25 protein-coding genes are annotated in these 24,558 nt (G+C 71.4%); 11 read left to right on the top strand and 14 right to left on the bottom strand.

Going from position 1 to position 24,558, the window contains the following annotated elements; genetic code table 11:
- Positions 1 to 206 precede the first annotated feature (206 nt).
- The 4 genes from AB0K35_RS04895 to AB0K35_RS04880 are packed head-to-tail and all read left to right on the top strand — an operon-like array spanning position 207 to position 3,620.
- Positions 207 to 1,919 (top strand): nitrite/sulfite reductase, encoded by a 1,713-nt coding sequence (locus AB0K35_RS04895; RefSeq protein ID WP_363883845.1) that lies wholly within the window; start codon positions 207 to 209, stop codon positions 1,917 to 1,919.
- On the top strand, positions 1,916 to 2,077 hold the full coding sequence (locus tag AB0K35_RS04890; protein ID WP_165435836.1) for a hypothetical protein: 162 nt from the start codon (positions 1,916 to 1,918) through the stop codon (positions 2,075 to 2,077). Before AB0K35_RS04895 ends, AB0K35_RS04890 begins: the two co-directional genes overlap by 4 nt.
- Positions 2,074 to 2,835 (top strand): phosphoadenylyl-sulfate reductase, encoded by a 762-nt coding sequence (locus AB0K35_RS04885; RefSeq protein ID WP_238668184.1) that lies wholly within the window; start codon positions 2,074 to 2,076, stop codon positions 2,833 to 2,835. Before AB0K35_RS04890 ends, AB0K35_RS04885 begins: the two co-directional genes overlap by 4 nt.
- Positions 2,836 to 2,852: 17 nt before the next feature.
- Entirely contained in the window at positions 2,853 to 3,620 is a 768-nt protein-coding gene (locus AB0K35_RS04880) for a CbiX/SirB N-terminal domain-containing protein (RefSeq protein WP_363884484.1), read from the top strand.
- Positions 3,621 to 3,706: 86 nt separating this feature from the next.
- On the opposite strand, the gene AB0K35_RS04875 is transcribed toward AB0K35_RS04880, so the two are convergent.
- A complete protein-coding gene (locus AB0K35_RS04875; RefSeq protein WP_088950012.1) occupies positions 3,707 to 3,964 on the bottom strand; it encodes a WhiB family transcriptional regulator in 258 nt (85 codons plus the stop codon).
- A gap of 447 nt (positions 3,965 to 4,411) precedes the next feature.
- Entirely contained in the window at positions 4,412 to 5,362 is a 951-nt protein-coding gene (locus tag AB0K35_RS04870) for a diacylglycerol kinase family protein (protein WP_238668183.1), read from the bottom strand.
- A gap of 43 nt (positions 5,363 to 5,405) precedes the next feature.
- Here AB0K35_RS04870 and AB0K35_RS04865 point away from each other — a divergent pair, with 43 nt between their 5' ends.
- Positions 5,406 to 5,795 (top strand): hypothetical protein, encoded by a 390-nt coding sequence (locus AB0K35_RS04865; protein WP_238659528.1) that lies wholly within the window; start codon positions 5,406 to 5,408, stop codon positions 5,793 to 5,795.
- Between the two features lie 22 nt (positions 5,796 to 5,817).
- Here AB0K35_RS04865 and AB0K35_RS04860 read toward each other — a convergent pair whose 3' ends face one another.
- From AB0K35_RS04860 to sodN, 3 genes are read right to left on the bottom strand one after another with little or no spacing between them, the layout of a single operon-like run.
- Complete coding sequence (locus AB0K35_RS04860; protein ID WP_238668182.1) at positions 5,818 to 6,225, bottom strand: ATP-binding protein; 408 nt, start codon at positions 6,223 to 6,225, stop codon at positions 5,818 to 5,820.
- Positions 6,226 to 6,257: 32 nt separating this feature from the next.
- Positions 6,258 to 6,836 (bottom strand): GNAT family N-acetyltransferase, encoded by a 579-nt coding sequence (locus tag AB0K35_RS04855; protein ID WP_238668181.1) that lies wholly within the window; start codon positions 6,834 to 6,836, stop codon positions 6,258 to 6,260.
- The gene (gene sodN, locus AB0K35_RS04850; RefSeq protein ID WP_030490383.1) at positions 6,833 to 7,237 is read right to left on the bottom strand and encodes a superoxide dismutase, Ni; all 405 of its coding nucleotides are present in this window, start codon (positions 7,235 to 7,237) and stop codon (positions 6,833 to 6,835) included. Before sodN ends, AB0K35_RS04855 begins: the two co-directional genes overlap by 4 nt.
- An 84-nt stretch (positions 7,238 to 7,321) precedes the next feature.
- Between sodN and AB0K35_RS04845 the strand changes: the two genes are divergently transcribed.
- From AB0K35_RS04845 to AB0K35_RS04835, 3 genes are all read left to right on the top strand, one after another.
- Positions 7,322 to 7,672 (top strand): S24/S26 family peptidase, encoded by a 351-nt coding sequence (locus AB0K35_RS04845; protein WP_238668180.1) that lies wholly within the window; start codon positions 7,322 to 7,324, stop codon positions 7,670 to 7,672.
- Between the two features lie 145 nt (positions 7,673 to 7,817).
- Complete coding sequence (locus AB0K35_RS04840) at positions 7,818 to 8,996, top strand: NADP-dependent malic enzyme (protein WP_238668179.1); 1,179 nt, start codon at positions 7,818 to 7,820, stop codon at positions 8,994 to 8,996.
- A gap of 178 nt (positions 8,997 to 9,174) precedes the next feature.
- The gene (locus tag AB0K35_RS04835; protein WP_112583659.1) at positions 9,175 to 10,137 is read left to right on the top strand and encodes a zinc-binding dehydrogenase; all 963 of its coding nucleotides are present in this window, start codon (positions 9,175 to 9,177) and stop codon (positions 10,135 to 10,137) included.
- A 188-nt stretch (positions 10,138 to 10,325) separates the two neighbouring features.
- Here the strand turns inward: AB0K35_RS04835 and AB0K35_RS04830 are convergent, their stop codons facing one another.
- Together AB0K35_RS04830 and AB0K35_RS04825 are read right to left on the bottom strand one after the other, a co-directional pair.
- Entirely contained in the window at positions 10,326 to 11,291 is a 966-nt protein-coding gene (locus tag AB0K35_RS04830; protein ID WP_363883840.1) for a chlorophyllase, read from the bottom strand.
- Positions 11,292 to 11,366: 75 nt separating this feature from the next.
- Positions 11,367 to 11,900: an aminoglycoside adenylyltransferase gene (locus AB0K35_RS04825; RefSeq protein ID WP_363883838.1), complete on the bottom strand. Its 534-nt coding sequence runs from the start codon at positions 11,898 to 11,900 to the stop codon at positions 11,367 to 11,369.
- 213 nt (positions 11,901 to 12,113) lie between these two features.
- Between AB0K35_RS04825 and AB0K35_RS04820 the strand changes: the two genes are divergently transcribed.
- The gene (locus tag AB0K35_RS04820; protein WP_167362491.1) at positions 12,114 to 12,287 is read left to right on the top strand and encodes a hypothetical protein; all 174 of its coding nucleotides are present in this window, start codon (positions 12,114 to 12,116) and stop codon (positions 12,285 to 12,287) included.
- Between the two features lie 95 nt (positions 12,288 to 12,382).
- Here AB0K35_RS04820 and AB0K35_RS04815 read toward each other — a convergent pair whose 3' ends face one another.
- The 7 genes from AB0K35_RS04815 to AB0K35_RS04785 all read right to left on the bottom strand — a co-directional run bounded on the left by AB0K35_RS04815 (position 12,383) and on the right by AB0K35_RS04785 (position 22,622).
- Entirely contained in the window at positions 12,383 to 13,498 is a 1,116-nt protein-coding gene (locus tag AB0K35_RS04815; RefSeq protein ID WP_363883836.1) for an acetate kinase, read from the bottom strand.
- The gene (gene pta / locus AB0K35_RS04810) at positions 13,495 to 15,564 is read right to left on the bottom strand and encodes a phosphate acetyltransferase (RefSeq protein ID WP_363883834.1); all 2,070 of its coding nucleotides are present in this window, start codon (positions 15,562 to 15,564) and stop codon (positions 13,495 to 13,497) included. The genes AB0K35_RS04815 and pta overlap by 4 nt, the downstream gene beginning before the upstream one ends.
- Positions 15,565 to 15,720: 156 nt before the next feature.
- Entirely contained in the window at positions 15,721 to 15,906 is a 186-nt protein-coding gene (locus AB0K35_RS04805; protein ID WP_030490374.1) for a DUF6104 family protein, read from the bottom strand.
- Positions 15,907 to 16,054: 148 nt separating this feature from the next.
- Entirely contained in the window at positions 16,055 to 19,810 is a 3,756-nt protein-coding gene (locus AB0K35_RS04800) for a multifunctional oxoglutarate decarboxylase/oxoglutarate dehydrogenase thiamine pyrophosphate-binding subunit/dihydrolipoyllysine-residue succinyltransferase subunit (protein WP_363883832.1), read from the bottom strand.
- Positions 19,811 to 20,087: 277 nt separating this feature from the next.
- On the bottom strand, positions 20,088 to 20,900 hold the full coding sequence (locus AB0K35_RS04795; protein ID WP_203121789.1) for an ABC transporter permease: 813 nt from the start codon (positions 20,898 to 20,900) through the stop codon (positions 20,088 to 20,090).
- A complete protein-coding gene (locus AB0K35_RS04790) occupies positions 20,897 to 21,832 on the bottom strand; it encodes an ATP-binding cassette domain-containing protein (protein WP_238668173.1) in 936 nt (311 codons plus the stop codon). The genes AB0K35_RS04795 and AB0K35_RS04790 overlap by 4 nt, the downstream gene beginning before the upstream one ends.
- A 142-nt stretch (positions 21,833 to 21,974) precedes the next feature.
- Positions 21,975 to 22,622 carry a hypothetical protein gene (locus AB0K35_RS04785; protein ID WP_363883829.1) on the bottom strand — a complete coding sequence of 216 codons (648 nt, stop codon included), beginning with the start codon at positions 22,620 to 22,622 and terminating at the stop codon, positions 21,975 to 21,977.
- Between the two features lie 149 nt (positions 22,623 to 22,771).
- On the opposite strand from AB0K35_RS04785, the gene AB0K35_RS04780 reads away from it, so the two are divergent.
- Positions 22,772 to 23,545, top strand: a complete 774-nt coding sequence (locus AB0K35_RS04780; RefSeq protein ID WP_363883827.1) for a GNAT family N-acyltransferase — start codon at positions 22,772 to 22,774, stop codon at positions 23,543 to 23,545.
- Positions 23,542 to 24,480, top strand: a complete 939-nt coding sequence (locus AB0K35_RS04775; RefSeq protein WP_238668170.1) for a lysophospholipid acyltransferase family protein — start codon at positions 23,542 to 23,544, stop codon at positions 24,478 to 24,480. Before AB0K35_RS04780 ends, AB0K35_RS04775 begins: the two co-directional genes overlap by 4 nt.
- The last annotated feature ends 78 nt before the right edge of the window (positions 24,481 to 24,558 follow it).

Raw genomic sequence — 24,558 nt, 5'->3', positions numbered from 1 at the left:
TCGTCCGCCGCTTCGTGGCACGTCGCCACGTCGATTACGGCCGCGTGCGCAGCGCGATCTGTCCGGCCTACTGACGACGCCCGACCAATCTGTCTCGGGCGCGCTCCGCGCCGGCTGTCTCAGACACCGTTGTCCCGCCCGCTTCGCCGGGCCGGCCGCCGCGCCCCGCGTATCCCGAGGCACAGCAGACAACGGAGGACGCCGCGATGGCGGTCAGCAGCATCCCGGCCCGTTCCGAGGACCCGACGGCTCGCCCGACCCGAGCGCCGCGCCGGCCACGGGGTGAGGGTCAGTGGGCGCTCGGCCACCGCGAGCCGCTCAACCCCAACGAGCGGATCAAGAAGGACGACGACCCGCTCAACGTCCGGGCCCGCATCGAGAACATCTACGCGCACGGCGGCTTCGCCTCCATCGACCCGCAGGACCTGCGGGGCCGGTTCCGCTGGTGGGGCCTCTACACCCAGCGCAAGGCGGGCATCGACGGCGGACGCACCGCCGTGCTGGAGCCGCACGAGCTGGAGGACGAGTTCTTCATGCTCCGGGTCCGCATCGACGGCGGCCAGCTCAGCCTGGCCCAGCTGCGGGTGATCGCGGACATCTCCCGGGAGTTCGCGCGGGACACCGCCGACATCACCGACCGGCAGAACATCCAGTACCACTGGATCCGGGTCGAGGACATGCCGGAGATCTGGCGTCGGTTGGAATCGGTAGGCCTGCAGACCACCGAGGCGTGCGGCGACTGCCCACGGATCGTGCTGGGCAGCCCGGTCGCCGGGGTGGCCCGCGACGAGCTGCTCGACCCGACCCCGGCGATCGACGAGATCGTCTCCCGGTACATCGGCGACAAGCAGTTCTCCAACCTGCCCCGCAAGTTCAAGACGTCGATCTCCTGGCTGGTGGACACCCCGTACGAGTCGAACGACATCGCCTTCCTCGGCGTCGACCACCCCGAGCACGGCCCCGGCTTCGACGTCTGGGTCGGCGGAGGCCTTGCCACCAACCCGATGCTCGCCAAGCGGCTCGGCGTCTGGGTGCCGCTGTCCGAGGTGCCGGACGTGTGGGCCGGGGTGGTCGGGATCTTCCGCGACTACGGCTACCGCCGACTGCGCAACCGCGCCCGGCTGAAGTTCCTGGTGGCCGACTGGGGCGTGGAGCGCTTCCGTGAGGTCCTGGAGAAGGACTACCTCGGTCGTACGCTGCTCGACGGCCCGGCGCCGAGCCTGCCGTCGAAGCCGATCGACCACGTGGGCGTGCACGAGCAGGCCGACGGGCGGCACTACGTGGGCGCGGCCCCGGTGGTCGGGCGGGTCTCTGGCGCGCAGCTCAGCCAGTTGGCCGACGTGGTCGAGGCGCACGGCAGCGACCGGGTGCGGCTCACCCCGTACCAGAAGCTGCTGGTGCTCGACGTGCCGTCGGAGCGGACGGAGTCGCTTGTCGACGCGCTACGCGGGATCGGTCTGGAGGCCCGGCCGTCGGCCTGGCGGCGCGGCACGATGGCGTGCACCGGCATCGAGTACTGCAAGCTCGCCATCGTCGAGACGAAAGCCCGCGGCGAGGAGTTGGTGGCCCGGCTGGAGCAGCGGCTGCGCGACTTCGACGCGGACATCTCGATCCACATCAACGGCTGCCCGAACGCGTGCGCACGCACCCAGGTGGCCGACATCGGGCTCAAGGGTCAACTGGTGGTCGGACCGGACGGCCAACAGGTCGAGGGCTTCCAGGTGCACCTGGGCGGCGGGTTGGGCATGGCCCAGGGGCAGACCGCCGGTTTCGGCCGCAAGCTTCGCGGCCTGAAGACCACCGCCGACGAACTTCCGGAGTACGTGGAACGGCTGGCCCGTCGCTACCTGGCCGGTCGGAGCGAGGGCGAGACGTTCGCCAACTGGGTGATCAGAGTCGACGAGGAGGAACTGCGGTGAGCAGCGAGAACCGAGCGGCACCTCTGTACTGCCCGTACTGCGGCGAGGAGGACCTGCGGCCGCACGAGGCGGGTCACGGCGCCTGGGAGTGCCACGCCTGCACCCGGGTCTTCTCGGTGAAGTTCACCGGGTTGCTGAGTCGGGCGGTGACCTCATGAGTCTCGTCTCGGCCGCGAGCCTGCGCCTGGTGGGCCCGGGCGGCTCGACGCCGGCCGACCCGGCCCGGCGCGACCCGGACGAGCTGCGGTCCCTGGCCGAGCAGGCCGCTCGGGACCTGGAAGGCGCCCCGGCACTGGAGATCGCCCGCTGGGCGGCGCAGACCTTCGGTGAGCGGTTCTGCGTGACCAGCTCGATGGCCGACGCCGTGCTGGCGCACCTGGTCTCCCGGGTGGCCCCCGGGGTGGACGTGGTCTTCCTCGACACCGGCCTGCACTTCCCCGAGACGCTGCGGGTACGCGACGAGGTCGCCCGGACGCTGCCGGTGAACGTCCGGTCCATCCGGCCCCGGCTCACCGTCGGCCAGCAGGACGGCCAGTACGGCCCCCGGCTGTTCAACAAGTCGCCGGACGACTGCTGCCAGTTGCGCAAGGTGGAGCCGCTGGAGCGGGCGCTGACCGGGTACGACGCCTGGGCTGCCGGTCTGCGCCGGGACGAGTCGCCGAGCCGGGCCAACACACCGGTGGTGACCTTCGACGCGCGTCGGGGCAAGGTCAAGGTCAACCCGATCGCGGCCTGGTCGCAGAAGGACGTGGACTCCTACATCGCCCGGTTCAACGTGCCCGTCAACGAGCTGTTCAAGCAGGGTTACGGGTCGATCGGCTGCTGGCCGTGCACCCGCCGTACGAAGGCCGGCGAGGACGCGCGGGCCGGCCGGTGGGCCATGTTCGAGAAGACCGAGTGCGGGCTGCACGTCTGACCTCCCCGGCGACGCACCTGACCGGCCTCGGTGCGGCTGGCGGGGCGGACCCGGTGGTGCTGGTCGCGCACGGCAGCCGTGACCCACGGGCGGCCGATGCCACCCGGGCGCTGGCTCGGGCGGTGTCGGCGGCCCGGCCGGGCACACCGGTGTGGGCGAGTTGGCTGGACCACACCGAGCCGGGGCCGACCGAGGTGCTGCGCGACCTGGCCGTGGCCGGTCACCGTCGGGCGGTGCTGGTGCCGTTGCTGCTGACCGCCGCGTACCACCATCGGGTGGACATTCCGGCGGCGGTCGCCGCGGCGGCGCGGTCCGGGCCACAGCTGTCGGTACGGGTGACCGATGTGCTCGGCCCGGCGGACGACACGCCCGATCCGGGGCTGCTGGCCGGGCTGTGTCGACGGCTGGGTGAGACGCGTCCGGGTCGTTTCGACGCGTTGGTGCTGGCTGCGGCGGGCACCAGGGACGCGCGGGCGCGGCGATCGGTGGGCCGGGTCGCCGACGCGCTCGGTGTGGAGTTCGGGGTGCCCTGCCGGGTGGCGTACGCGTCGGCGGCTCCACCGGCTGCCGGTGTGGCGGTGTCCCGGTTGCGGGCGTCCGGCGCGCGCCGGGTCGCGGTGTCCGCGTACTTCCTGGCGCCGGGGCTGTTCCACGACGCGGTGACCGAGGCGGCCGGGGCGGCGGGTGCGGTGGCGGTGGCCGCGCCGTTGACCGACGCGCCGGAGTTGGTCGAGTTGGTGCTGCGTCGGGTCGACGGCCGGCCGGTGCTGGCGTCCACCGGCTGACCCGTGCCGGCACTGCTGATCCGGTGCCGGACAGCAGGACGCCCCGGCGGGCGGACCCACCGGGGCGTACGGCTGTGTGTTGGGAATCAGGCGGAGTGAGCGCGCAACACCCGGAGACCGCCGCGCCGCTTGACGGCGCGCCGCTCCTCTTCGCTCATTCCACCCCAGACGCCAGCGTCCTGACCTGACTCGAGTGCCCACTGCAGGCACTGGTCGGTCACGGAGCAGCGCCTGCAGACGGCCTTGGCCTGCTCGACCTGCAGGAGAGCCGGACCGGACGTCCCGATCGGGAAGAACAGCTCCGGGTCCTCGTCACGGCAGACACTATGGTGACGCCAGTCCATGGCGGCAACACTCCTCATTCTGGATGGGTGGCAACAATTGCTTGGTCGTGCTTTTCCTATATGCATCCGCGTGCCGATGGTGACAGTTAGCGTCTGTCCATTCGGCAGTGCGTGAGCAGGCAGTTAGTGCCGGGGACCTGCTGGAACAGCTCAACCTGCCGAGCATATCCAGGCACTGTCCCGGTAACTCAAGTTCGCTTGTGAATACTTTCACGAACAGTCGTGATGTCAAGGGTGACGCTCGGAAAAACTCCGGGCGGTGAGCAAGACCACAACCCATTTGTCCGGATACCAGTGCTTTCCTGGTTACCCGCCGTGCCACAGTCGAGGATCAATATAGTACAGTCCGCGTGACATTGCTGACATTTCCGGCACCTGTCCTCGGTGTGGCGGCGACCGTGTCGGCCGGTTGTGGCCACCGCTTCGACCAAGGGCAGTACCCGAGACCTAGCAGATTACTCTCAGTGCGGCCGGAACGGAGGTGAATCTGACTTTCTCCCGCTCGCCGAGATAGTCCCCGTCGAGCTGGAACGCCTGCGGACGGCTGGAGACCAGCGTGAACTCCGCCGCGTCATGGAGTCGTAACACCTGCCGGCCGCGTGGATCCGGTTGCCGGGACAGGAACTGCGTCACTGTCCGTGTTGTGCTAGCCACCCGGAGCTGACGCAACGCCAGCACATCCAGCCCGAGATCGAACGACGCCGCCGGGTTCGGGTTGACCTCCCGGTCGCCCAGGTACGTCCACGGTGCCGTGTTCTGGATGATGACGGTGGCCAGCTCGGCCTCCGCCGGCTCACCCGGACGCTCCAGGACGATCGCCGGGTGCCGCCGGTCCGAGGCGAAGAAGTACTGATTCATGATCGAACGCAGATAGAGCGACGGCGTGGAGACCCGCCCCTTCCGCCGGGCCTGCTCCACCCGGTGGATCACCGCGGCGTCCAGGCCGAAGCCGGCGCAGAAGGTGAAGTAGCGGTCGTCGGCGAGGCCCAGCCCCACCGTCCGGCTCCGGCCCAGCCGCAGCCCTTCCAGGATCATGCTGGTCGCCTCCGGCCACTCCCGGGGCAGACCCACAGCGCGGGCGAACACGTTCGTCGAGCCACCGGGGACGGTCGCCAACGCGGGCAGTCGCTCGGCCATCGGCGCGTCGCCGCCGCGAGTCGGCGGTTCGGCAGTCATCAGGCCGTTCACCACCTCGTTCACAGTGCCGTCGCCACCCAGGGTGACGACCAGGTCGACGCCCTCAGCGGCTGCCTCCCGGGCCAACGCCACGGCGTGTCCACGGCGACGGGTGTAGCGCACACTGAGATCGACTTCGCTGCGCAGCGCCCGGACGAGCACGTCCCGGCTGCGTTCGCTGGTGGTGGTGGCCTTCGGATTGACCACCAGGACGGCCCGCATGGGCGGCACTGTACCTTCCGGCAGCCCGGGTATCGTGGCGCGCGTGACCATCGACTCGGACCCGATCCCCGTCACGCTCCGCTGGGCGGTCCGGCTGCTGTGGGCGGAGGCGGCCGTCGTCGGGCTGATCGCCGTCTGGCTGGTCTGGGCCGATCTCACTGCCACCCGCACCGACCTGCTGGCGGCATTGCTGGTGACCGTGTTCGCCATCGGGGCGGCCGTCGTGCTCTGGGCCCTGGGTCGCGCGCTGCTACGCCGTCAGGCGGGCGCACGAGCCCCCGCGATAGTGCTTCAGCTGATGCTGCTGCCGATCGGGTGGTTCATGATCCAGGCCGGCCTGGGCTGGCTGGGCGTGCCGCTGATGGCGCTCGGCCTGGGCGTGGCCTGGCTGCTGATCTGCCCTCCGACGACCCGCGCCCTCGGCTTCGAGTGACAGCGCCGGTGGGTCGGATCGGTCAGTAGCCGCCGGAGCGGCGGGTGAGCAGCGCGATCGTGGCCCGATCGCCGGCGGAGGTGGCGGACGCCGAGGTGGTCAGCGCGGTGAGCACCTTCCAGGCGAAGGACGACTCGGCGGGCAGCGTGGCACCGCGCACTGTCGGCACCGTCACCTCGACGGTCAGCGCATCCTCGGTGACCGCGAAGCGGCACTCCAACTCGGCGTCGCGGGTGGCGATGGCGAGCAGCATGGCGCACGCCTCGTCGACAGCGATCCGTAGATCCTCGATCTCGTCGAGCGCGAACTGCAACCGGGCCGCGAGACCGGCGGTGGCGGTGCGGAGCACGCCGAGGTAACCGCCGTCGGCAGGCACAGTGAGGTGCACCACGTCGTCGTCGGTCGCTGGCTGGCCAGTCAGTTGAGTCACGCCTCATCCCCCCGGTCGGGGACTCTACCCGGTCAGTCGCCCATACGCGTGCCGGCGGTGGTGGCGTGCTCGGCCAGCTCGCGGAGCGCGGCGTCGCTGAGCCGGTAGGGAACCCACTCGCTCATCTGTTCGGCGCCGACCGAGGCGTAGAAGCCGGCGGCCGGATTCCAGTCGATCATCGACCACTCGAGCCGCTGGTAGCCGCGTCGTACGCAGATGTCGGCCAGCGCGGCGAGCAGCAGTCGACCGGCGCCGGTGCCCCGTGCGGCCGGCCGGACGTAGAGGTCCTCCAGGTGGATGCCGTGCACGCCGGCCCAGGTGGAGAAGTTGAGGAACCACAGCGCGAAGCCGACCGGCTCGTCGTGCTCGTCCACCGCGACGTGACCGAAGAGCGCCGGGGCGGTCGTACCACCGCTCCAGCTCGGCGCGTCCGACCGCAGGTCACGACCTGGGGGAGCAGTGGCGAACAGGGCCGAGGTCAGCTGCTCCGTGGTGAGGTGGCACTGCTCCGGGGCGCGCTCGTACTCGGCCAACTCGTGCACCATGGCGACGACGGCCGGCACGTCCTCGGGACGTGCCGGCCGGATCGTCGGGATGACCGGAGAGGTCACGCCTTCTTGGTCTCCCAGAAGATCTTCGAGATCTCGTCGATCTTCGCGAGCAGCTTGTCGGCGGTGGCCGGGTCGAGGCTGCCCTTGACGCCACCGGCGCCGGCGAGCTTGGTGGCCTCGTTGAACAGGCTGTGCAGGTTCGGGTACTTCTCGAAGTGCGGCGGCTTGAAGTAGTCGGTCCACAGCACCCAGAGGTGGTGCTTGACCAGCTCGGCGCGCTGCTCCTTGATGATGACGGCGCGGGTGCGGAACTCCGGGTCGGTGTTCGACTGGTACTTCTCGCAGATCATTTTGACCGACTCGGCCTCGATCCGGGCCTGAGCCGGGTCGTAGACACCGCACGGCAGGTCGCAGTGAGCGCTCGCGGTGACGCGGGGCGCAAGGATGCGCGGAAGTCGCATCGGGATCCTCCATGGGAAGTTTGCGATGATCAAAGGCGACATTACTCCTGGGGATGCTCCCCGAACCGGGTGGAGGTGAAACCAGTGGTCGCCGATCACCCGGCTGAGGTGCCCCGGTTGCGGGGGCCACTGACCGCCGTTCTGGTGACCGGCCCGTCCATGGCCCCGACCCTGCGACACGGCGACGCGGTGTTGGTCCGTCCCGGCGGCCGCCCGATCCGAGCCGGCGACGTGGTGGTCGCGGTCTTCCGGACCCGGCCCGATCTGCTGGTGGTGAAGCGTGCGGTCCGGCCGCAGGACGGCGGCTGGTGGCTGCGCGGCGACAACGACCTGATCACCGACGACTCCCGGGCGTACGGGGTGGCCGACGTACGCGGACGGGTGGTGGCCCGCTACTGGCCGCGCCCCGGACGGGTACCTCGTCGTCAGTTATGACCCTGCTCACATCCGGGGGGTGGTGCCGACACTATGCTCGGAAAGTGCCCGGGTGACCCCCCGCACCGCGTGCCACAGCTCGCCGCCCACCTCGCGGCGGGGCCGGCCGCCTCACATCTGCTCGACAGATCCTGGAGTCACCACCATGTCTTCGTCCACCGTGGACCCCGCTGATCCCGTCTTCCTGCTGCACCGGGGCGGCAAGATGGCCGTCACCTCGACAGTGCCGCTCACCAGCCGGGAGGACCTCTCCCTGGCGTACACCCCGGGGGTGGCCCGGGTGTGTGAGGCGATCGCCGCCGACCCTGCCCTGGTTGACGAGTACACCTGGGTGTCGCACACGGTCGCGGTGGTCACCGACGGCTCGGCGGTGCTCGGGCTGGGCAACATCGGTCCCCGGGCCGCGCTGCCGGTGATGGAGGGCAAGGCGGTGCTGTTCAAGCAGTTCGCCGGGGTGGACGCGGTGCCGGTCTGCCTGGACACCCAGGACGTGGACGAGATCGTCGCTGTGGTGCGGGCGCTGGCCCCCTCGTTCGGTGGGATCAACCTGGAGGACATCAGCGCGCCGCGCTGCTTCGAGATCGAGCGTCGGCTCGACGAGGCGCTGGACATCCCGGTCTTCCACGACGACCAGCACGGCACTGCGATAGTGGTGCTGGCCGCGCTGCGCAACGCCGCGATGTTGCTCGACCGCAAGCTCGGCGACCTGCGGGTGGCGGTGAGTGGCGCGGGCGCGGCCGGCGTGGCCGTGACGAAGATGCTGATCGCCGGGGGCGTCAACCCCGACCAGGTGGTGGTCTGTGACTCCAAGGGGATCATCGGCCGGCACCGCACCGAGCTGACCGGCACCAAGGCCGAGCTGGCGGCGAGCACGAACGCCGACGGCCGCCACGGCGACATCACCGAGGCGTTGCGCGACGCGGACGTGCTGGTCGGGGTCTCCGGCGGGCAGATCCCCGAGGCCGCGGTGGCCGGGATGGCACCCGGCGGGATCGTGTTCGCGCTGGCGAACCCGACCCCCGAGGTGCACCCCGAGGTGGCCGCCCGGCACGTCGCGGTGGTCGCCACCGGGCGCAGCGACTACCCCAACCAGATCAACAACGTGCTGGCCTTCCCCGGGGTGTTCCGCGGCGCGCTGGATGCCGGTGCCACCCGGATCACCGAGGCGATGAAGGTCGCCGCCGCGGACGCCATCGCCGGTGTGGTGGCGGAGTCCCTGACCGCCGACGCGATCGTCCCGTCCCCGCTCGACCCGCGCGTCGCGCCGGCCGTGGCCGAGGCGGTCGCCGAAGCCGCCCGCCGCGACGGCGTCGCCCGACGGTAGGCGCACGCGTCGACCGGGGCGCTCCGGCGCCGCCGGTGAGCGCACGCGTGAGCTGGCGGGTGATCCGGCGCAGTATGCGCCGCCGGCCTGCGCGCACGCGTGGGCCAGGGGCGCTCCGGCGCAGCATGCGCCGCTGGCCTACGCGCACAGCTTCTTAACGAGCGCTCAGCTTGTTACCGTGCCGATCATGCGTGCTGCCTTTGCCTCCCGTTTCGACGACGCCGACCCGCTCGCCGCGCTCACCGTCGGCGAGCGGCCCGAGCCGACCCCTCCGGCCGACGACTGGGTGACCGTGCAGTTGCGGGCCACCTCGCTCAACCACCACGACCTCTGGTCGCTGCGCGGGGTGGGTCTCACCGAGGCCCAGCTGCCGATGATCCTCGGCTGCGACGCGGTCGGGTTGGACCCGGAGGGCCGCCCGGTGGTCGTGTACCCGGTGGTCGTCACACCGGGTGACCCGCGTGGGGTTTCCATCCTCTCCGAGCACTTCGCCGGGACGCTCGCCGAGCGGGTGGCCGTACCCCGATCGAATCTGATTCCGCTGCCCGACGGCATGGCGGCGACCGACGCGGCGTGCCTGCCCACGGCCTGGCTGACCGCGTGGCGGATGCTGACCACCAAGGGCCGCGTCGCGGACGCCGACAGCGTGCTGGTCCAGGGGGCGGGCGGCGGCGTGGCCACCGCGGCCGTCGCGCTCGCCGTCGCGATGGGCAAGCGGGTGTACGCGACCAGCCGCGACGCCGTCAAGCGGGACCGGATCTCGGCCCTCGGCGCCATCGCCGTGGAGCCCGGCGCCCGGCTGCCGGAGCGGGTGGACGTGGTGATCGAGACGGTCGGCGCGGCCACCTTCGACCACTCGCTGAAGTCGGCAGCGCCGATGGCCCGGATCGTGGTCTCCGGCGCGACCGCCGGGCACGAGCCGTCGGTCAACCTGCGCCGGGTCTTCGCCATGCAACTGGAGATCCTGGGCACCTCGATGGGCACGCCCGGCGAGCTGTACGAGCTGCTGGCGTTCTGCTCCGACAACGAGGTGCGCCCGGTGGTGGACAGCGTCATCCCGTTCAGCCGGGTCGAGGACGCCTTCGCTCGACTGCACTCCGGGGACGCCTTCGGCAAGGTCGTCATCGACCACACCGCCTGACGCGCGGCCCGCGCGCCCGGCCCCGCCCCGCCCGGCCCCGCCCCGCCCCGCCCGGCCCCGCCCCGCCCCGCAAGATCGCACAACATCATGGAAATAGTGGTCTCCGCGTCGTCGGAGGCCACTATTTCCTGGTTACTGGGTGATCTTCAGGGGTCGGAGCGCCCGGGGGTGGCGGCGTGGGCGGGACGTCAGAGGTGGTCGTCGAAGGTGGCGATGTCGCCGCGCGTCGCGTCGGTGGGGATGCGCTTCCTGGCGTCCGCGTCGCCGTAGAGCGACCAGCGCAGGAACTCGACAGACGTGTCCGAGACGACCCGCAGCGTCGCGCCGTCACTGAGCAGCGCCCGCCCGTGGTCGCCCTTGGGCAGGCTCAGCATCGCCTTCGGCCAGGGCACCTTGTCGTACGCGGCCTTGCCCGCCGCGTACTCGACCACCTCGTCCAACTCACCGTGCACGAACAGCTGCGGTGCTGCCGCACCGGCGAACGCGGTGCCCACGCCGAGCGCCGTGCCGGCGAACACCACACCCGCGTCCAGCCGCTCGTCCCGGCTCGCGGTGAACAGGCCGATGGTGGTCACCCCACCCGCCGAGTGCCCGGCTGCGGCCACCCGCTCGCCGTCCAACCGGCCACGCAACGCGTCTCCGGCAGTGCCGTCCAACGCCAGCACCTGGTCCAACGCGTACGACACGTCGGCGGGTTGGTTGAGCACGTCGAGGACGTTGTTGTCAGCGCCCCGCGAGGTGTGCGGGAACGTCGGCGCGGCCACCACGAAACCCGCCGCCGCCCAGCGGGTCAGCAGCGTGGCGTAGTCGTCCGGCCGCCCACCCAGGCCGTGACTGAACATCACCACCGGGAAGCGGCCCTCCGCCGCCGTCGCCGACCGCTTGGCCTTGCCGCCGGACTGCCCGGCCGCCGGGTACCAGAGCGTCGTCGGCAGCGCACGGCCGTCCCGGTCCAGCTTGAGCTGGCGTACGCCGACCGCGAAGGCGCGCTGCGGGGCCTTGCCGGCGGGCACCTGCGGTGTCGGCGTGGCGGCGGGCGGTGGTTCGACGGGTGCCTGCTGGCCCTCGGTCTTCCTGGCGTCCGCCGAGCAGCCGACCAGACCGGCCACGAGGACGGCGCTGGCCATCAGTGCGGGAGCGATGCGACGCGACATGAATCCGATTGTGCCTTGCCACGCAGACGTGCCCGGCCGGGTTCGGCGTGGCGTGCCCATCCGCTCACCCACAGTTCAACCGGTAGCGCAGGCCGGGCCGAGTGCGCGCAGTCGGGCCAGGTCGTGGGCGTCCTTCGGGCGGCGGGGGCGTTCCGGCATCCAGACCGGGTACATCTGCTTGAACTCGATCTGGGCCGCCACCGAGATGGTCGGCACTCTGAGCGGGCCGATTCGGCCGGGTGGGGCGTCCAGCATCCCGGCTGGCAGCGGGGTGCCGGCCCAGGGCCCGGCACCCACCGTCGGTCGGCCGGAGGCATCGCGACCCAGGTACGCGAAGCTGACCTCCACGTCGGCGGCGAACAGGTCGAGCTGCGACTCCACCGGGACCCGCGGGTCGGGAAGCCAACCCCGGGCCAGCAGCAGGTTGGCCAGCCGATCGGCGTCGTCGCGCCAGCAGTACCAGTCGATGTCGACGTGCGGGCGGGTCACCGCGCCGAACTGGAAGTCCATCGCCCAGCCGCCGCGCAGCCAGACCGGGATGCCGTCCGCCCCGGTCACCGCGATGACCTCGGCGATGCTCGCCAACTGCCGGCGCGCAAGCTCGTCCACCAGACGACCGTACCGGTGCCGGTCGGGCCGGCAGGGGGCGCGCGACCCGCCCCCATCGTTCAACGGTAGGTGCCCGGGCGGGCGTGACGGCCCCGCCGCCCGGACCGGGTACGCCCGCCACCCGGTCGGGTCACCTCCGCCGGCCGGGCCCACCCCTGGGACGCAGCGGGCCGGGGACGGTGCCGCGTGGCCAGCTTCGCTACTGTCACCGACATGCCTGAGAACTACACGGACCCCAGCGGCAACACCGAGGCGTTCCGCGCCTTCAACCAGACGCCGGAGACCGCGGCGCCGACGGAGGCCCCGTCCCGCCTGCCGCTGATCATCGGTGCGGCAGTGGTCGTCGTGGTGCTGGTGGCACTCGTCGCCTGGCTGGCGACCGGCTGACCGGGTCGCCTGGCTGGCGCTGGCGCCGGCACTGAACGGGCTCTACCGACACGCGCGCACCCTCGGGCCTCCCGGGGGTGCGCGCCTCAGTGGCGTCAGGCCGCCCCGACCACGTCCCGGGTCTGCCGGGCGATTTCCCGCTCCTCGTCGGTGCGGATGACGCAGACGCTCACCTCGGCGCCGTCGGGCGAGATCAACCGGTCGCCCGTGCCGTCGTTGCGGGCGTCGTCCACGGCGATGCCGAGCCGGCCCAGGCCGGCCAGCGCGGCGGCCCGCACCGGCGCGGCGTGCTCGCCGACCCCGGCGGTGAAGGCGATCGCGTCGACCCGACCGAGCAGCGCGTAGTACGCCCCGACGTACTCGGTGATGCGCCGGCAGTACACGTCGAAGGCCAACGCCGCCGCCCGGTCACCGGACGCCCGGCGTTCGAGCACCTCGCGCATGTCGTTGACACCGGTCAGCCCGAGCAGGCCGCTGCGGTGGTTGAGCAGGTCGTCGATGTCGTCCACCGACAGCCCACCCTCCCGGCGCAGGTGGAAGATCACTGTGGGGTCCACGTCGCCGCTGCGGGTCCCCATCACCAGCCCCTGCAACGGGGACATCCCCATCGAGGTGGCGACGCTGCGACCGTTCGCCACCGCGCAGGCGCTGGCCCCGTTACCCAGGTGCAGGGTGATCGTGTTGACCTGCTCGTACGGACGGCCCAGCAGCTCGGCGGTGCGCCGGGACACGTACGCGTGTGAGGTGCCGTGGAAGCCGTACCGACGGATGTCGTACCGCTCGGCGGTGTCCCGGTCGATCGCGTACGTCGCGGCGGCCTCCGGCAGGGTGTGGTGGAACGCGGTGTCGAAGACGGCGACCTGCGGGACGTCCGGCAGCGCCGCACGGGCCACTTCGATGCCGGCCAGGTTGGCCGGGTTGTGCAGCGGGGCGAGCGGCACCAGATCCTTGATCGCGGCCAGCACCGCGTCGTCGACAAGCACCGGCGCGCTGAACGTCCGGCCACCGTGCACCACCCGGTGTCCGACCGCCGCCAGCCCGGTCAGGTCCAGTCCGTCCAGGATCTGCCGGACCGCCTCGGTGTGGTCCGCCGGGCCGCCACCGGGCTCACCGACCCGCTCCACAGTGCCCTGGTCGAGCACCCGGTCCCCGTCGTAGTGGCGCCACTTCACCGACGACGACCCACAGTTGAGCACCAGCACCCGACTCACGACGCCTCCTTGGTGGCCGCCTGGATGGCGGTGATCGCCACAGTGTTGACGATGTCCGGCACCGTGGCGCCCCGCGACAGGTCGTTGACCGGCCGCCGCAGGCCCTGCATGACCGGGCCGACGGCGACCGCCCCGGCCGAGCGCTGCACCGCCTTGTACGTGTTGTTGCCGGTGTTCAGGTCCGGGAAGATGAAGACAGTGGCGTGCCCTGCGACGGGGCTGTCGGGCAGCTTCGTGGCCGCCACCGCCGGGTCGATCGCCGCGTCGTACTGGATGGGCCCCTCGACCAGCAGGTCGGGCCGGCGCTCCCGGACCAGCGCGGTGGCCGCGGCGACCTTCTCCACGTCCGCGCCCGCCCCGGAGCTGCCTGTCGAGTACGACAGCATCGCCACGCGGGGTTCGATGCCGAACCGGGCGGCGGTGTCGGCCGACGAGATCGCGATGTCGGCGAGCTGGGCCGCGTCCGGGTCGCGGTTGACAGCGCAGTCGCCGTAGACCAGCACCCGGTCGGCGAGCAGCATGAAGAAGACGCTGGAGGCCACCGAGACGTCCGGCAGCGTACGGATGATCTCGAACGCCGGTCGGATGGTCGCGGCGGTGGTGTGCGTAGCGCCGGAGACCATGCCGTCGGCTCGGCCGGTGGCCACCATCAGCGTGCCGAAGTAGTTGGGCTGCGCGACGAGGTCGTGCGCCAACTCGGCGGTGACGCCCCGGTGGGCGCGCAGCCGGGCGTACTCGGCGGCGAAGTCGTCACGCCACTCGCTGGTGCCCGGGTCGACCACCTGCACGTCGCCGAGGTCGATGCCCAACTCCCGGGTGCGTCGGGCGATGTCGTCCGGCCGGCCGAGCACCGTCAGCTCGGCCACCCCACGGCGTAGCAGGATCTCCGCCGCGCGCAGGATCCGCTCGTCGGTGCCCTCCGGCAACACCAGGTGCCGGGGCTTCGAGCGGGCACGGTCGATCAGCTCGTTCTCGAACATCAGTGGCGTGACCCGCGCCGACCGGCTGACCCGCAGCCGACGGGCCAGGTCGTCGGTGTCCACACAGCGCTCGAACGCGCCGAGCGCGGCCTCCACCTTGCGGGGATTGGTCGCGCTGGGTCGGCCCTCGATGCGACTGGACGCGGCCACCGTGTCGTAGCTGTCGCTGCGTACTGAGAGCACCGCCAACCCGGTGTTGAGTCCCTCCACCAGCCGCATGACCCTGGGGTCGGGCTGCTCGCCGAGGGTGAGTACCAGCCCGGACACCGACACCTGCCCGGCCACGTGCGCGGCGCTCGCGGCGACGAGCAGGTCGGCCCGGTCCCCGGGCGTGATCACCAGGGCGCCCTCGGTGAGGTGGCCCAGCAGGGTCGGCACGTGCGCCGCGCCGACCACGAAGTCCAGCACGTCGCGACCGAGCGCGGTGTCATCCCCGGCCAGCAGGGTGGCGTCGAGCGCCGCCGCCACCTCCGCCACCGTCGGCGCTGACACGCTCGGCACCTCCGGGATGGCGTACGCGGGGACCGGCAGATCGGGCAGCGTCATCGGCTCGGTGACCCGGTTGGCGATCACCGCGAGCACCGTTGCGCCGAGGTCGGCCAGATCGTGGTACGCCCCCCGCATCGCCGACGCGACCGCGGCCGGCTCCTGCCCGAAGCCGTCCACCACCGGCACCACCACGCTGCCGAACTCGGTGGCCAGCCGGGCGTTGAAGGCCAGTTCCCGGGGGTGGGCCGGGTCGCCCGGCTCGTCGAAGTCACTGCCCACCACCACCACGGCCGGGCACTGCCGTTCCACCGCCCGGTAGCGCTCGACGATGGCGGAGATGAGCTGCTCCCGTCGGCCGTCGGCGACCAGCGCCGACGCCTCGGCGTAGCTCGCCCCGGCCAGTTCAGACAACGGCACCTCGACCCGGTAGCGCTCGCTCAGCAGGGCGAGGATCGGGTCCTGGCCGCTGTCGGCCACCAACGGCCGGAACACGCCGATCCGCCCGACCTGGCGGGACAGCAACTCCGCCAACCCGAGGGCGATCGTCGACTTGCCCCCGCCGGACCCCACGCTCGTCAGATACACACTTCGGGCCACAGCCCCACCCTAGAAGATCGCAAGGCCCACCACCCGGGCCCTCCGGCCCTGCCGGCCCCACCCTTCACCCCGGTGATCATGAAGCTATCGCCCGACACGCCGACGACACGCGCGGACAACTTCATGATCACCCGGGTGGGGGGCGGGGGCAGGGGGCTAGGCGTCTTCGTCGTCGGGGTCGTCCAGGCGGGCCAGGTAGGTGGCCAGGCGCTCGATGGGGGTTTCGAAGTCGGGGTTGAGGTCGACGAAGTCGCGCAGGCGCTCGCCGAGCCACTCAAGGGTCACCTGCTCTTCGCCCCGGCGCTCGACCAGCTCCTCGATGCCACGGTCGGTGAAGTACATGGGTACGTCCTTGTGCTCGGCCCGGCTCGGGCCGGGCGGGTGCTGGGTGGATGGTCAAACGGCCGGCGGGTGGACCGGCGGGACCTACGAGAGCCGGGGCAGGACCGTGGTGAAACGGCCCTACCCCGGCATCCGTGCTCAGGTCAGGTCACGGGCGGGGGAGAGCCGCCTCGATCAGCGCGTTCTGCTCGACCTCGTGGGTCTTGGCCGAGCCGACCGCCGGGGCGGCCGCGGCCGGGCGGGAGATCCGCCGCAGCCGAACGTCAGTGAGGTGCTCCAGCAGGTTGAGCGCGACGAACGACCAGCCGCCCTGGTTGGCCGGCTCCTCCTGCACCCAGGCGAAGTCCTCGGCGTTCGGGAACTGCGCGAGGGCGGCCCGGATCTCCTCCACCGGCAGCGGGTACAGCTGCTCCAGCCGGAGGATCGCGGTGTCGGTGACGCCACGCTCCTGCCGGGCCTGGAACAGGTCGTAGTAGACCTTGCCGGAGCAGAGCAGCACCCGCTTCACCGCCTCCGGCGCCGGGGCGGCAGTGTCGCGCAGCACCGGCTGGAAGGTGCCGGTGGTGAAGTCCTCCACCGACGAGACGCAGAGCTTGTGCCGCAGCAGCGACTTCGGCGTGAACACCACCAGTGGCTTGCGCTTGGGCGACAGGGCCTGGCGGCGCAGCAGATGGAAGTAGTTCGCCGGGGTCGTCGGGATGGACACCCGCATGTTGTCCTCGGCGCACATCTGCAGGAACCGCTCCGGCCGACCGGAGGTGTGGTCCGGGCCCTGACCCTCGTGGCCGTGCGGCAGCAGCAGGGTGATGGCGGAGCGCTGGCCCCACTTCACCTCACCGGACGAGATGAACTCGTCGATCACCGACTGGGCGCCGTTGACGAAGTCGCCGAACTGGGCCTCCCAGGCGACGAGGGCGTTGATGTTCTCCACCGAGTAGCCGTACTCGAAGCCCATCGCCGCGTACTCGCTGAGCAGCGAGTCGTGTACGAAGAACCGGGAGCGGTCGCCGTCGCCGGTGAGCGACTTCAGCGGCAGGTAGTCGTCGCCGGTGCGGGAGTCGACGACGGAGGCGTGCCGCTGGACGAACGTGCCGCGACGAGAGTCCTGTCCGGCGAGCCGGACGGTGACCCCGTCGTGCAGAAGCGCCCCGAGCGCGATGATCTCGCCGAAGCCCCAGTCGATGTTGCCCTCGACTGACATCTTGGCCCGCCGGTCCAGCAGCTGCTGGATCCGCTTGTGCGGTGTGAAGCCCTCCGGCAGGTTGATGTGCGCCTCGCCGATGGCCTTGACCACCGACGCGTCGGTGGCGGTGTCGACCTGCGGCTCCGGCTCCTCCTCGCGGCGCGGCCGGTTGAGCTGGCGCGGTGCCGAGGCGGCGTCCCGGGTGGCCTTGAAGACCTTCTCCAGCTGCGCCTGGTAGTCGCGCAGCAGCTCCTCCGCGTCTTCCACCGTGATGTCGCCGCGACCGATCAGCTCCTCGGTGTAGAGCTTGCGGACCGAGCGCTTCGAGTCAATGATCTTGTACATCTGGGGGTTGGACATCGACGGGTCGTCGCCCTCGTTGTGCCCGCGCCGGCGGTAGCAGACCATGTCGATCACGACGTCCTTGTTGAACGTCTGCCGGTATTCGAAGGCCAGCCGGGCCACCCGGACCACTGCCTCCGGGTCGTCGCCGTTGACGTGGAAGATCGGGGCCTGGATCATCCGGGCCACGTCGGTGCTGTAGAGGCTGGACCGGCTGTACTCCGGGGCGGTGGTGAAGCCGACCTGGTTGTTGACCACCACGTGCACGGTGCCGCCGGTGCGGTAGCCGCGCAGCTGCGACAGGTTGAGCGTCTCGGCGACCACGCCCTGTCCGGCGAAGGCGGCGTCACCGTGCACCGCCAGCGGCAGCACGGTGTAGCCCTCCAGCTTGAGGTCGATCCGGTCCTGCTTGGCCCGGACGATGCCCTCCAGCACCGGGTCGACGGCCTCCAGGTGCGACGGGTTGGCCACCACCGACACCTTGACCGCGTGCTCGCCGTCGGGGGTGGTGAACTTGCCGTTCTGACCCAGGTGGTACTTCACGTCGCCGGAACCCTGCGTCGAGCGCGGGTCCAGGTGGCCTTCGAACTCCGAGAAGATCTTCTCGTACGGCTTGCCGACGATGTTGGCCAGCACGTTGAGCCGACCCCGGTGGGCCATGCCGATGACGACCTCGTCCAGCCCGTTCTCGGCGGAGGACTCCAGCACCTCACCGAGCAGCGGGATCAGCGACTCGCCGCCCTCCAGCGAGAAGCGCTTCTGGCCGACGTACTTCGTCTGCAGGAAGGTCTCGAACGCCTCGGCGGCGTTGAGCCGGTTGAGCACGTGCTTCTGCTCGTCGGCGGACGGCTTCTCGTACTTGCGCTCGATCCGTTCCTGGACCCAGCGCCGCTCCTCCGGGTCCTGGATGTGCATGTACTCGATGCCGACCCGGCGGCAGTACGAGTCGCGCAGCACGCCGAGGATCTCGCGCAGCTTCATCCGCTGCCGGCCGGCGAAGCCGTTGACCGGGAACTCGCGGTCCAGGTCCCACAGGGTGAGCCCGTGCTGGAGGACGTCCAGGTCGGGGTGCTTGCGGATCTTGAATTCCAGCGGGTCGGTGTCGGCCATCAGGTGACCGCGCACCCGGTACGCGTGGATCAGCTCGTGCACCCGGGCGGTCTTGTTGATCTGACCCTCGGAGTTGACAGCGACGTCGCGCATCCAGCGCACCGGCTCGTACGGGATGCGCAGCGCGGTGAAGATCTGGTCGTAGAAGCCGTGCTCGCCCAGGATCAGCTCGTGCATCACCTTGAGGAACTCGCCGGACTGCGCGCCCTGGATGATCCGGTGGTCGTACGTGCTGGTCAGCGTGATGATCTTGCTGACCGCCAGCTCGGCGAGGGTGGCCTCGGACATCCCCTGGTAGGGGGCCGGGTACTCCATCGCGCCGACGCCGATGATCGCGCTCTGCCCCTGCATGAGCCGCGGCATCGAGTGCACGGTGCCGATGCCGCCCGGGTTGGTCAGCGAGATCGTGGTGCCGGAGTAGTCCTCCATGGTCAGCTCGTTGCGCCGCGCCCGTCGGACCACGTCCTCGTACGCCTGCCAGAACTGCCGGAAGTCCATCTGCTCGCAGCCCTTGATGGAGGGGACCACCAGGTTGCGGCTGCCGTCGGGCTTGGCGAGGTCGATCGCGATGCCGAGGTTGACGTGTGCCGGGCGGAGCACCGCCGGCTTGCCGTTGGCCTCGGTGAAGGAGTTGTTCATCTCGGGGTGCTGGACCAGCGCGCGCACCAACGCGTAGCCGACCAGGTGGGTGAAGCTGACCTTGCCGCCCCGCCCACGGGCGAGGTGGTTGTTGATCACGATGCGGTTGTCCACCAGCAGCTTGGCCGGGACCGCGCGCACGCTGGTCGCGGTGGGCACGCTCAGCGAGGCGTCCATGTTCTGGACGATCTTCGCCGCGACGCCCCGCAACGGCGTGGTCTGCGGGCCGTCGGCACTCGGCGCGGCGGCCTTGGCGGCCGGCTTGGCCGCAGCGGCCTTCTCCGGCGCGGCCTTCGGCGTGGCCGGGGCGGCGGACTTGGCCGACGCCGGCTGGGCGGCGGCCGGCTTGCTCGCGGTCGCCGGCTTGGCCGGGGCCTTCGGCTGGGTGACGGTGGCGGCTGCCTCCGGCTGACCGTCCGGTTCCGGGGCGGCGGCCGGCTTGTCCGATGATTCGACGCCGCGCGGGGTGCCCGCTCCCGGTGCCGGTCGGTAGTCGGCGAAGAAGTCGTGCCAGGCCGAATCGACGCTCGATGGGTCGGCGAGGTAACGCTGGTACATCTCCTCGACGATCCACTCATTCGGGCCGAAACCCGCCAGTGGGTTCTCCTGCGAAGTCTGCTGGGTCGACACGGCCGGTAATCGCCTCTTTCACGCGGGTTTGTGTGGCACGCGGTGGGTCCGTCGCGCCCGATTAGGAGCACGGACTAGACGGCTCCCAGGCTACGCCGTACCGATCCCACAGGCATTTCCGCCTCGGTCCCGTGGCCGGTTTCACAGAAGATGCCAGAAGTTCGGCAACGCCTGCGCGCACCGTGCCGAACTGGTAACACTCGGCCCTCGTGCGGCCGGTCGTCGAGCGTGACGCCCGACCCCGGAGCGGCCAGCCGCCCCGGGGTCGCGGACGCCGTCAGGCGATGTCGCGCCGCCGGGTGAGCAGGACTCCGGCGATTCCGCTGACCAGCGCGTAGCCGATCAGCACCAGGGCCCCGACCCACCAGGACGGGGTGAACTCCGAGGTGCCCTCCGTGATCATGACCTGGGATGCCACGGCGGGCCAGATCACCTGCCACTTGAGCACCGCCTGGCTGTCGAGCACGTTCGACAGGAGCAGGAACAGCAGACCCACCACCTGGGTGCCGATCAGATAGAGCACCGCCGCCGTGATCACCGCTCCGAGCTGGTTGGTGATCAGCGTGCCGATGCCCACCCCGAGGATCGTCCAGATGGCGTAGGCCAGCAGGTTGAACAGCAGCGCCCGCTGCACCGGCCACTCACCGAGCTGGGTGCCGTAATCATTCGCGGACAGGAAGATCGCGCCGGCTGCCAGGTCGATGAGCGTGGTCGCCAGCCAGAACATGAAGCCGAGCAGGCTGGCGGCGACGAGCTTGCTGACGATGACCGACGTTCGCCGGGGAGTCGTCAGGAACGTCGTGGTCGCGGTCTGGTGGAAGAACTCGTTGGTGACCATCAGGATGCCGATGAGCATCACGAACATCAGCCCGAGGTACTGACCCGAGGTGTAGAGGTTCGCCGCCTGCGCCGGGGCGGTGGCCTGCTCGGCGCTGACGCCGATCTCCTCGGCGTCGCCACCGAGCGTCGTGACGGCCAACCACGCGTTGATCGCGAACGCCAGGGCGATCGAGAGGAACGCGCCGAGGGCCAGCCACCACCAGGTGCTGGTGGTACGGATCTTGAGTAGCTCGGATCGGACCAGGTTCATCGGATGCCCGCCTTTCCGGCCGTCAGCTCCAGGAAGACCCGTTCCAGATCGGGCCGTTCGGTGGTCAGTTCGTGCAGCTCGACCCCTGCCGCGAGGGCGGACCGGCCGATCGTCGGGGCGTCCACCCCGCCAACGAGCAGCACACCCTGCTCGTCGGTCTCGATGGTCGCCGACTGCGCCTTGAGGGCGGCGGCCAGCACCTCGGCCTGCGGGGTGCGGACCCGGACCCGGGCGCCCTGGGCCATCGAGCCGAGCACCTGGTCGACCGGACCCTGCCGGACCAACTGCCCGGCCGCGATGATCACCACGTCGTCGGCGAGCAGCTGCATCTCCGACAGCAGGTGGCTGGAGACCAGCACCGTACGACCCTCGTGGGCGAGGTTCTTGAGGAACCCACGCATCCACCGGATGCCCTCCGGGTCCAGCCCGTTCGCCGGCTCGTCGAGGATCAGCACACGGGGGTCACCGAGCATCGCGGCGGCGATACCGAGCCGCTGCTTCATGCCCAGCGAGTAACCCTTGAACTTGCGCTTCGCCGCCGGGGTCAGCCCGACCAGGGCCAACGCCTCGTCGGCCCGCTGCTTGGGCAGCCCGGCCGCCGCGCAGATGACCCGGAGGTGGTTGATGCCGGTGCGGCCCTTGTGTGCGCTGGACGCCTCCAGCACCGCGCCCACCTGCCGCAGCGGGGTGGCGAGGTCGGCGTACCGCTGGCCGCTGATGGTGGCCGTGCCGGCGGTCGGCGTGACCAGATTCAGCAGCATGCGCAGCGTGGTTGTCTTGCCTGCGCCGTTCGGGCCGAGGAAGCCGGTCACCCGTCCCGGCGCCACAGTGAAGGACAGGTTGTTCACCGCCCGGACGTTCTTGTACTGCTTCGTCAGACCGGACACCACGATCTGACCGTCGTTGGTGGGGCTTCGCTGCCCGTCAGTCATCGTTCTCCTCCCGTGTGTGGCGTAGAGGTACGCCGTGGCACAGCGTGACGGCCCGGGGCAACAAGGTCAATCAGGCGCGGTCAGTACGTCTGCCTCCGTCGCGGGGCGGAGGAGACTCATCCCTGCGGACTACGGCCCGGATTCAACAGGCGATCCAGGTTGCCCGCGCCGCGCCGAGCAAGGACCCGTCCGGGCCGTACAGGCTCGTGTGCACGAGCGCCTTGCGCCCATCGACGCGCAGCAACGCCCCGGTCACCACGCACTCGTCGCCCGCCCCGGGCAGCGCCTCGACCACTGCGGCGATCCGACCCAGCAGGTACGGGCGACCCGGCGTGAGCACCGCCCAGCCACCAGGGCAGTCCAGCGCAGCCCAGACCGTTGCCGCGCTGACCTGTGCGGGCGCGCGGAACGGCGCGGCGGTCCGGCCATCGGGCAGCCGGCCGGGGAAGATCCGCAGCCCGTCGGCCCGCTGCGGGCCGCAGACGTAACAGCTGGGGAACGGGTGCTCGACCAGACCGGGGTAGCGGGCCGCGGCGGCCACCGCCGTCTCCAGGTCGACCGGGGGGACCACGGCATCGATCACCCCGGCCGGGCGCACCTCGGCCACCAGCTCGCCGGCCGGGTCCCGGACCTCGCCGCCGACCACTGTCAGCTCGGTCTCCAGCGGCGGTGGCCGGCGCAGTGTCACCTCGACCGGCCCGCTGCCGTCCGCCTCGGCGGCGAAGATCCCCGCGCTCCAGCCGCCGTTGCCGGAACCGGCGGGCCCGTTGTAGCGGCTTTCGATGCGCATCGTCGACCTCCGGTGGGGCGTGCCGGCGTCGTCGCCGGACCGTTCCGCAGCCTCGCACGGCCGAGGTGGGAGCCATCTGCCGGCCGGCGTTCATCCTGCCGACACCAGTGGTCCCCGTGAATGGCAACCCGGGCCCTTACACAGATCCCATGGCCGTTCTGCATGCCGCTGGCGCACCCCTGAAGACCAGCGGATACACAGTGCTGATCGCCGACGACCCCACCCAGGTCGCGGCCGCGCAACGCCTGCGCCACGAGGTGTTCGCCACCGAGCTCGGCGCCACCCTCCTTCCTGGCGAGGCCGGATTGGACGTGGACCCCTTCGACGCGTACTGCGACCACCTGATCGTCCGCGAGGACAGCTCCGGCGAGGTGGTCGGCACGTACCGGCTGCTGCCGCCGGGGCGCACCAGCCGGCGTTACGCCGAGGACGAATTCGATCTGAGGCCGCTCGACCCGCTCCGCGACGACCTGGTCGAGGCGGGCCGGTCCTGCGTGCATCCGGACCACCGCTCCGGCGCGGTGATCAACCTGATGTGGGCCGGCATCATCAGGTACCTGCACCTGCGCGGCTCCCGCTGGCTCGGCGGGTGCGCGTCGGTGCCGGTGGCTGACGGCGGGCGGACGGTGGCCGAGGTGTGGACCCAGGCCCGGGCCCGGCACCTGGCGCCGCCGCCGCTGCGGGTACGACCGTTGCGGCACTGGTTCGCCGAGGCGGCTGCCGCCGGCCCGGTCGCCGCTGCCCCGACCGGGCGGGTGGCGGTGCCGCCGCTGCTACGCGGCTACTTCCGGCTCGGCGCGTGGATCTGCGGCGAGCCGGCCTACGACAGCGACTTCGGGTGCGCGGACTTCTACATCCTCTTCTCCCTGGACCGGATGAACCCGCGCTACCTGCGGCACTTCCTCGGCGGTGAGCAGCGGTGACCGCCGTGCCGCGCGACCTGTGGCGGCCCTCCTCGGGCTGCGACGACGACTGCCTGCCGGCGGCCGGCGAGGTGCCCACGGTCCCGGTGGCCCGCCGGGTGCTCCGGCTGGTCGCCGCGCTCGGCATGCTGCTGGCCGGGATCCCGGTGGTGGCGCTGCTGCCGGTGCTCCCCACCCGGGAACGGCAGGCGCTGGTCAGCGGCTGGGCGCGGGCCACCGCTCGCGCGTTCGGCGTCCGCCTCGTGGTCCGGGGTCGGTTGCCCCGGCGGCGCGCGCTGCTGGTCGCGAACCATGTCTCCTGGCTGGACATCCTCGCGGTGCTGGCGGTGGCGCCCACCCGGATGGTGGCGAAGCGGGAGATCCGCTCCTGGCCGGTGGTCGGTCTGCTGGCCTCGGTGGCGGGCACTGTCTTCGTGGACCGCGCCCGGCCGCTGGCGCTGCCGAGGACCGTCGCCCGGGTCGCCGACGCGCTGCGCGCCGGGCGGTCGGTGGCGGTCTTTCCGGAGGGTACGACGTGGTGTGCCCGCAACGGTGCCACCGACTGCCGCCCCGGCGGTGGGTTCCGGCCCGCGACGTTCCAGGCGGCGATCGACACGGGCAGCCCGGTGGTTCCGCTGCGGCTCACCTACCGCTGTGCGGCCACCGGGTCGACCACCACGGCAGCCGCCTTCCTCGGTGCGGACACCCTGCTGCGTTCGGTGGCACGGGTGGTCGCGGCGCGGGAGCTGGTGGTCTCGGTGACGATCGCCGCTGCGCTGCACCCGGCCCGTGACGCCGACCGGCGGTTGCTCGCCCGGGCCGCCGAGTCGGCCGTACACCTGGTGCCGGCGGCGGGTGCCGTGGCGCGGGCCCGGCTGCGGCCGGTGCCGACGGTGACCCCGGGCGTTCCCGTGCCGGCTCCGCTCGTGGATCGGGAGCTGGACCTGGCGGCCTGAGGGAGCACGTCGAACGCCGAACCGGCGACCACCTCGCGACCTGTCTTGTGGTATCGCGATGTATCGCGTTACATTCTC

This window comes from Micromonospora sp. NPDC053740 (genome assembly GCF_040677775.1).
Taxonomy (GTDB): domain Bacteria; phylum Actinomycetota; class Actinomycetes; order Mycobacteriales; family Micromonosporaceae; genus Micromonospora; species Micromonospora alfalfae.
The sequence above is the reverse complement of the archived record's forward strand: the minus strand, read 5'-3'. Positions and strand labels throughout refer to the sequence as shown.